This window comes from Rhodococcus sp. P4_B6 (genome assembly GCF_056402215.1).
In genome coordinates, this window is the sequence record NZ_JBFUHV010000130.1 from 20,433 (window position 1) to 28,135 (window position 7,703).

Genomic DNA, 7,703 nt, shown 5'->3' on the forward strand with positions numbered 1-7,703 from the left:
TGCTCCTGGTTGTCGGCGCCACCTGCGCGGCGCCAGCTCGTGTACTTCTTCGACGGTAGATCTGTTTCGGGGGCAATACGAGCGGCGTTGCGTGCACGCTCGAGGTAACTGATTGCCCACACTGTGCAGTGACGTCGGATCGATGTCAGATGGGGCCGGGGACTCGATGCTTGCTGTCGGCACGGTCGGCGACGGTCGCGTACCCGTCGATGGGATCGACACTTCGCGTCAAGTTTTGCGGATCGAGGATCTTGTCCAATTGATCCTGCGTGAGCAGTTCACGTTCGAGGACGAGCGAGACGACCGTGCGGCCGCTCGCAAGTGCGTCCGCGGCGATGGTCGTGGCCTCGGTGTACCCGATATACGGGTTGAGTGCGGTCACGACTCCAATCGAGGCAGCCACCATCTGCTGCAGGTGTTCGGTATTCGCGTCGATACCGACGACGCAGCGCTGCGCGAGCGTTCTGCAACCCCGGGTCAGCAGTTCGATCGACTCGAAGAGGCTGTGCGCGATGATCGGCTCGAACGCGTTGAGCTGAAGCTGCCCGCCCTCGGCCGCCATCGTTACGGTCAGATCGTTTCCGATGACACGAAATGCGATCTGATTGACTACTTCCGGGATCACGGGGTTGACCTTGCCGGGCATGATCGACGAACCCGCCTGCACGGGCGGAAGCGTGATCTCCCCCAGTCCCGCACGCGGTCCCGAGGACAAAAGACGCAGATCATTGCAGACCTTCGACAGCTTCACCGCGGTGCGCTTGAGCACCCCGGACAGCTGAACAAACGCCCCGACGTCCTGGGTCGCTTCGATCAGATCCGACGCGGTGATCAAGGACAACCCCGTGATAGCGGCGAGATGCGCGCGGACGCGCCATGCGTACTCGGGGTGGGCATTGAGCCCCGTGCCGATGGCTGTGCCACCAAGGTTGATCTCCGAGATCAGGGCCGCCGACTCGGCGAGCCGCTCCGCGTCCTCGTCCAGCATGAGCGCGTACGTTCCGAACTCCTGCCCGAGGGTCATCGGCACCGCATCCTGTAACTGGGTACGACCGACCTTGAGGACATCGACGAACTCGGCGGCCTTGCCCGCGAATGCGGTGGCCAACTCCCCCATGGCTTGACGTAGATGCACCAACGCCGTCTGGAGACCGATCTTGACTGCAGTGGGGTAGACATCGTTCGTACTCTGGCCGAGGTTGACCTGCTCGAGCGGATGAAGGAACTCGTAGTCCCCCTTTGCATGCCCCAGCAACTCGAGGGCGCGGTTGGCCACGACCTCGTTCGCGTTCATGTTGGTCGATGTGCCGGCCCCACCCTGGATGACGTCGACGACGAAGTGGTCGTGCAGGGCACCCGAGCGGATCTCCTCGCACGCCCTCGTGATCGCCCCCGCCTCGCGCAGTCCGATCAATCCGAGGTTGGCGTTCGCTTGCGCCGCAGCCTGCTTGACCGCGGCAAGCGCCGACACCAGATCCGGATGCGCGGAGATCGGAACACCAGTAATCGGGAAGTTCTCGATGGCCCGCAGCGTATGCACGCCGTAGTACGCGCCCGCCGGAACCTCGCGGTCACCGAGGAGATCGTGCTCGATCCGGGTCATTGTTCGGTCACGGCGCGGGTGGGAATCTCTCCCCAGAGCAGGTCGGCGCCACCGAACTTCGCGGCCCGCAGATCACCCGACCTGGCATGGCCTTCGAACTTCTCGAGCCGTGACAGACGTCCGCAGATCTCGCCGAGCTGGGCGCTGGCAGCAGGATCACGCACCTCCTGGTAGGTGAGGGTCTTGAGGAACTTACCCACCCACAGACCACCGGTGTATCGCGCCGCCCCCAATGTCGGAAGCACATGGTTAGTGCCGATCACCTTGTCCCCATAGGGAACACAGGTTCCCTCACCGAGGAACAACGCCCCATAGTTCCGCATCGATTCGAGCGCCTGCCGCGGCTCCTCGGTGAGGATCTGCACGTGCTCGGACGCGAACCGATCCGCCAGCGCATACGCCTCGGTGAGGGTGTCCGTGACGTGGATCTGGCCGTAATCACGCCACGCCGGTCCGGCGATGGCGTTGGTCTGCAACCCGGGAAGCAGCGCATCGATGTGATCGAGCACCGCACGGCCGACTGCCTCGGAGGTGGTGATCAGGACACACGGTGAGTCTGGCCCATGTTCGGCTTGACTGAGCAGGTCGACCGCGACGGTAAAGGGATCGGCATAATCGTCGGCGACGATCAGGGTCTCCGTGGGGCCCGCGAACAGGTCGATTCCGACTTCACCGAAGAGCTGACGCTTCGCTTCGGCGACATATGCGTTGCCAGGCCCGGTCAGGATGCTGACCGGCGCGATGGTCTCTGTTCCCAGTGCCAGCGCAGCGATGGCCTGCACTCCACCGAGCACCAGAATTTCGTCCGCTCCGGCGAGGTGCATCGCCGCGACACTGATCTGCGGCGGAAGTCCCTCGTTGGGAGGAGTAGTCGCGGCCACCCGCTCGACACCAGCCACCTTGGCCGTCAGCACCGTCATGTGCGCCGAGGCCGTCAGCGGGTACCGGCCGCCGGGAACGTAGGCGCCCGAGGCGTCGATTGGAATGTTGCGCTGTCCCAGGAAAACTCCCGGCAGGGTCTCGGTCTCGAAGTCCTGGATCGAGYCCTTCTGCGCTTGAGCGAATCCGCGAATCTGACGCTGCGCGAATCGAAGATCGTCCAGTGTCGACTCCGGAATGGATGACACGATGGAGCGCACCTCGTCCTCGCTCAGGCGGAACGACTTCGGGGACCACCCGTCGAACTGCTGCGAGTACTTCCTGACCGCATCGTCGCCGTTGGTGCGCACGTCGGCGATGACCGATGCGACAGTATCGACCACAGCCGGGTTGCTCGTACGCTGCGTCGGCTCACCAGCGGCGGGCTTGAGAACAAACGACATGATGGCTAGCTCCTTCAAGCTTCACGGAAAGCACCTGTTCGCTGTCGACGTGCCCTGCCTGCGGAGTAAAGAGCTCTCTCGGGTGGGACTCGTCTTGTAGCTGTAGACCAGAGTGCCGCCCCGCTCGGACGTCCGTAAGACGCACTATGCGCACCATTCTCCACATCTTGTGCACGATTCGAGTAAAATGACGAGTCGCGTCCGTCGAACTTCCAGGTGAGATCGCGGACAGTTCGGTGACACTGCGCACCCGAAAGAGAAACGGATGGCTCCTGCTTGTAGTTACGTCGGTATTTCGGGGTTCGAGTGCTGAGTGCGAGTGCCTCCGGCCGAACGATGTTCTGCGACTATCGGCGACTACTTCGCGGTCAAAGACGGAGGCGTTAACTGATCCGGGACACGGTGTTGTTCCGGTATCAGTGGGAGGAGACGGGGAACTGTACCGAGCTCTTGTCGCGTAGGTGGGGCACGATGAGTTCGGTGATGATGCGCTGGTGTTCGGGCGAGGTCATGTACGCGGTGAGGGCATCGTGGTCGGTGAAGACCGCGGAGACCGCGTAGTCGGCGTTTCCCGGACGAATCCGCAGGTCGGGTCCGTGCTGGTAGGACTCGATGCCGGCGGTCGCCGCCGACAGAGCGTCGAGGGACTCGGCGAGCGCCGTCAGTGTCGCGGTGGGCAGGTCCGGCATGAAGGTGAAGATGACGACGTGGCCGATGGCCATGATGGGGCTCCTTGGGCGGTGTTCTGGGCAGAGTTGGTGGTGGTGAAAGCGGTTCGTCGGTCGAGTTCGGAGGTTCCGCCCCAGACCCCGTATCCTTCGCGGGCCGAGAGCGCATACTCTCGGTATTGGTCGAGCACCGGGCAGCGCAGACAGATGCGTTTCGCCTCCCGTTCGCGTCGCACTCGGGGCCCTTTCGGCTCGTCCTCGGGGGCGAAGAACAGGTAGGGGTCCATCGATCGGCAGAGGGCGTGCAGACGCCACGCCCACGTGTCATGTGCCGGTCGGACGGGATTCGCTGCGCAGGTCATCAGTATCTCTCAGGTCGTACAACAGCAACGAGCGGGTGACGGGCACGGTCCGGGGCGTCGACCACCGACGCCCCGGACCGTGCCCCCTTGGTCCGTGCCTGCGGGTGAAGAGGCGCTCCGGTCGTGGCACGGACCCGTTCCTAGCGGGTTGAGTGCGTGTATCGCGCGCATTCCAACCCGATCACCCTGTGGTGGAATGTGTTCCGGTCATGAGGGCGGCGAGGTCGTCGGGTTCGAGGAACGACGGCGGGGGCGGCGGTCCCCAGGCGTAGAGGCCTTGGAGTCCGTGCAGCACTTCCGGGGACCAGAGTTCGTCTTCGGGGACGGTGTCCATGTCGGAGTAGTACTCGGAGAAGTTCCCGGCGGGGTCCTTGAGGTACCAGAAGAAGTTCGCGCCGGCGTGGTGGCGGCCGAGTCCCCAGATGTGGCGTTCGGGGTTGTTCTCGAGCATGGTGTGGGCGCCGCGCCCGACCTCGTCGATGTCGTCGACCTGCCAGCTGGTGTGGTGCATGAAGTTCACCGGTGCGGCCATGACGAGGACGTTGTGGTGCTCGACGGAGCAGCGCAGGAACGCGGCCTTGTCGCCCATGTAGTCGCTGACCTTGAAGCCGAGGCCGTCGGTGAAGAACTTCATGTGGTCTCGAGGTCGGTGGACCCGAGCACCGCGTGTCCGAGTTTGCGGGGGCGTACCGGGTCGGTGCGGGTGAGGAACGGGGCCCGCCCCCACCGGTCGATCCGGCCCGGGCCGTTGTACGGCGTCGGCGACACCGCGGGCTCGATGACGATCCGGGGTCGCACCGCGACGTGCACCAGGGTGCCGGTGATCGGTTCGACGGCGCTGACGGAGGTGTCGTCGTGCTGGATCGCGGTACCGAGCTTGGTCAGCCGTGCTGTGGTGGCGGTGATGTCGTCGGGGTCGTCGGCGGCGACGGTCAGCTCGACCAGTCGCCGGGTGGGCGCGTGCACGATGTGGAGTTGTTCGCCGCCGTTGCGGGTGGCGAAYACCCCGTGTCCGTGGTGTTCGAGTCCGAAGTCGGTGTAGTAGGCGATGGTGTCGTCGACGTTGGGGACGCCGATGGTGACCTTGCCCAGTCCGTGTAGTGYCATGACGTGGTGTCCTTACTGCGCGTCGGGTTCGGCGACGAATCTCTGGTGCAGYTSRCCGATGCCGTCGATCCAGCTGTSGAGTGTGTCGCCGGGCTGCAGGAACCGTTGCGGGTTGCGGCCGACACCGACRCCGGCGGGGTGCCGGTGAAGATCACGTCMCCGGGGTAGAGGGTGACGGTGTGGGAGAGGGTGGCGATGAGCGTGGAGACGGGGAAGATCAGGTCGCGGGTGCGGCCTTTCTGCACTTGTTCGCCGTCGATGGTGCAGCCGAGTTCGAGGTCGTCGGGGTCGGCGAACTCGTCCGGGGTGACCAGCCACGGTCCTTGCGGGGAGAACCCGGCGTAGGATTTGCCGAGACCGAATTGYGGTGCGGGACCACGGGTYTGGGTGATGCGTTCGGAGATGTCCTGTCCGGCGGTGAGTCCGGCGAYGTGGGACCAGGCGTCGGCGGCGTCGATGTTGCCGGCTTCGCGGCCGATGACGGCGACGAGTTCGACCTCCCAGTCGACGTTGCCGCCGGTGGGGATGATCACGTCGGTGTCGGGGCCGGTGAAGCTGGAGGCGTATTTGGTGAAGACCGGTGGCAGGTGGGTGGGGGATTCGAAGCCGGATTCGGCGGCGTGGGCGTGGTAGTTCAGGCCGACGGCGAACACCTGCCGGGGAGCCGGCGACGGTGCACCCAACCGGGTGCGGTCGATCGGGAAGCTGTCGTCGGCCAGAGCCGAGAGGTCCTGGACTGCGGCCCATTCGGTGACGTCGTCCCAGGCTTCGTAGAGAGCCTGCAGGCTCGGGCCGAACCGGCCGCGGGAGGCGTGGGCGATGTCGACGGCCCGCTCGCCACCGCCGGGGCGACGACGGCATGGCGGGCGGCGGTGGAGGAGTCCCGCCAAATCCGCTGGAGGGGATTGACGTCGGCGAAACTGCCGGCACCGTGCGCACTGAGCAGGATGTTGATGGCCTTGACGATGCTCTCGGCGACGAGGCCGGTATCGGCGCGCAGCCGGGCGCGTTGCGTGAAGTCCGGGTAGGTGCCGGTTGCTGCCGCGGTGTCGATGTCGTCCGCCGCCCGGTACGCGTGCAAATGGGCGGTGTCGATCAACATCGCGGCCTCGGCGACTTGCAACTGAAAGGCGACAGAGTCGGACTGCGCAGTGAAGTAGGTGTAGGCGATCGGCTTGTTCGCCTTGGCCTGCACGAGCTGCAGGGCGGCTCGCCCCAAACCGAGCTGGGGCCCGACCAGGACGAGCGCGAGAATCGGGACGAATGCGGAACGGTAGAAGGGCTCGTCGGCCAGATTCTCCGACGGGTACGTTCCCTCGATCGCCGGCGGTACCGCCATCACGCGGTGGTCGGGCACGAACACATCCGTCGCCACCAGGCAATTGCTGCCGGAGGATTTCATGCCTGCGACGAACCACGTGTCCTCGAGCTGCATCTCGCTCGTCGGGATGAGAGCGAGCCCCTGATCGATGACCTCACCGGCGTCGTTGGTGATCGGGATCCCCAGGACCGCCCAGGTGGCATGCCAGGATCCCGAGTTGTAGTACCAGCGGCCGGTGACCCGGTAGCCACCGTCGACCCGGGTGGTCTCCGACGTCGGTGTCAGAACACCGGACACCTTCGCGTCCGGGTCCGCGCCGAACACCTCGTCCTGAGCGCGGGTCGGGAACAACCCGGTCAGCCAGGCACACACGTTGGTCAGCGTCAGCACCCACGCGGTGCCCCCGTCGGACTCGGCAACCGCGGCGGAGACATCGAGCATGGTGCGCATCGAGGTCTCATAACCGCCGTACCGCTTCGGTACCGCGAGCTTGAACAGCCCGGCATCGGTCATCGCCTGGATCGATTCCTCGACGACGCGGCGGTTGCGCTCACCCTCGGCGGCGTTCTTCGTCAAGATGGGCGCGATCTCGCGGACACGGCCGACGAGGTCGGTGGCGGTGGGGACAGATGCGCTGGAGCTAGCGCGTTCGGTGACGGTTGTCATGATGGAACCTTTCAGAAAATGGGGTGGATGCAGGCAGGAAGGGCTGATTCAGCTCGACGCGCAGGCGGCAATCTGGTCGATGATGGGTCGGCGGGGACGTTCGGCGTAGCGGGAATGGGTGCCGAAGGTGCGGTGCGCGTACACCAGCGGAGGCAACTCCGCCTTACTGACCTTGGTGACCAGGCCGAACAGCAGCAGATGGTCACCACCCTCGACGGTGTCGTACAACTCGCAGGCGACCCAGCCGGCGGCGCCGTCGATGCGTGGCAGGCCGGTGTCGTGATGCCAGGGGGCGCTGTTGAATCGCTCGGCGCCGGCACCGCGGCTGGCGAACACCATCGCAAGATCGTCCTGTCCGTGCCCGAGCAGGTTGATCCCGAAGCGGCCACTGGATCGGATGCGCTGCAATAGCGCGGATCGACGATCGAAGGCGACCGTGATCAGCGGCGGGTCCTGCGACAGCGCGGCGAACGAGCTGGCAGTAGCTCCATGAGGGCCGTCGTCGTCGGCAGTCGTCACGATCGTCACCGGTGCGCAGACCCGGGACATCAGATCCCGGAAGTTCTTCGGGTCGATGCCAGCGGCGGATGCGGTCGGCTCACGGCCAGGTGCGGTAGTCATGTGAGTGCTCCTCGGTGGGGTGGCTCGCAACAC

Annotated in this window: 5 protein-coding genes and 3 pseudogenes; all 8 read right to left on the minus strand. The window is 65.3% G+C overall.

Annotated features, from left to right (window positions below):
* Positions 1–145 precede the first annotated feature (145 nt).
* Positions 146–1,603 (minus strand): aspartate ammonia-lyase, encoded by a 1,458-nt coding sequence (gene aspA / locus AC1DWT_RS37510; protein WP_206014125.1) that lies wholly within the window; start codon positions 1,601–1,603, stop codon positions 146–148.
* Positions 1,600–2,925: a histidinol dehydrogenase gene (hisD, locus tag AC1DWT_RS37515; RefSeq protein ID WP_477924487.1), complete on the minus strand. Its 1,326-nt coding sequence runs from the start codon at positions 2,923–2,925 to the stop codon at positions 1,600–1,602. The genes aspA and hisD overlap by 4 nt, the downstream gene beginning before the upstream one ends.
* Positions 2,926–3,341: 416 nt before the next feature.
* Entirely contained in the window at positions 3,342–3,647 is a 306-nt protein-coding gene (locus AC1DWT_RS37520; protein WP_072942657.1) for a Dabb family protein, read from the minus strand.
* Entirely contained in the window at positions 3,587–3,955 is a 369-nt protein-coding gene (locus tag AC1DWT_RS37525) for a WhiB family transcriptional regulator (protein ID WP_206014124.1), read from the minus strand. The genes AC1DWT_RS37520 and AC1DWT_RS37525 overlap by 61 nt, the downstream gene beginning before the upstream one ends.
* 181 nt (positions 3,956–4,136) lie before the next feature.
* Positions 4,137–5,062 (minus strand): annotated as a pseudogene (locus AC1DWT_RS37530) (VOC family protein).
* Positions 5,063–5,074: 12 nt separating this feature from the next.
* Positions 5,075–5,952, minus strand: a pseudogene (locus AC1DWT_RS37535) (fumarylacetoacetate hydrolase family protein).
* A pseudogene (locus AC1DWT_RS37540) lies at positions 5,922–7,049 on the minus strand (acyl-CoA dehydrogenase family protein); the annotation flags it as partial. The pseudogenes AC1DWT_RS37535 and AC1DWT_RS37540, both read right to left, overlap by 31 nt.
* 48 nt (positions 7,050–7,097) lie before the next feature.
* The gene (locus AC1DWT_RS37545) at positions 7,098–7,670 is read right to left on the minus strand and encodes a flavin reductase family protein (protein WP_206014123.1); all 573 of its coding nucleotides are present in this window, start codon (positions 7,668–7,670) and stop codon (positions 7,098–7,100) included.
* Positions 7,671–7,703 lie beyond the last annotated feature (33 nt).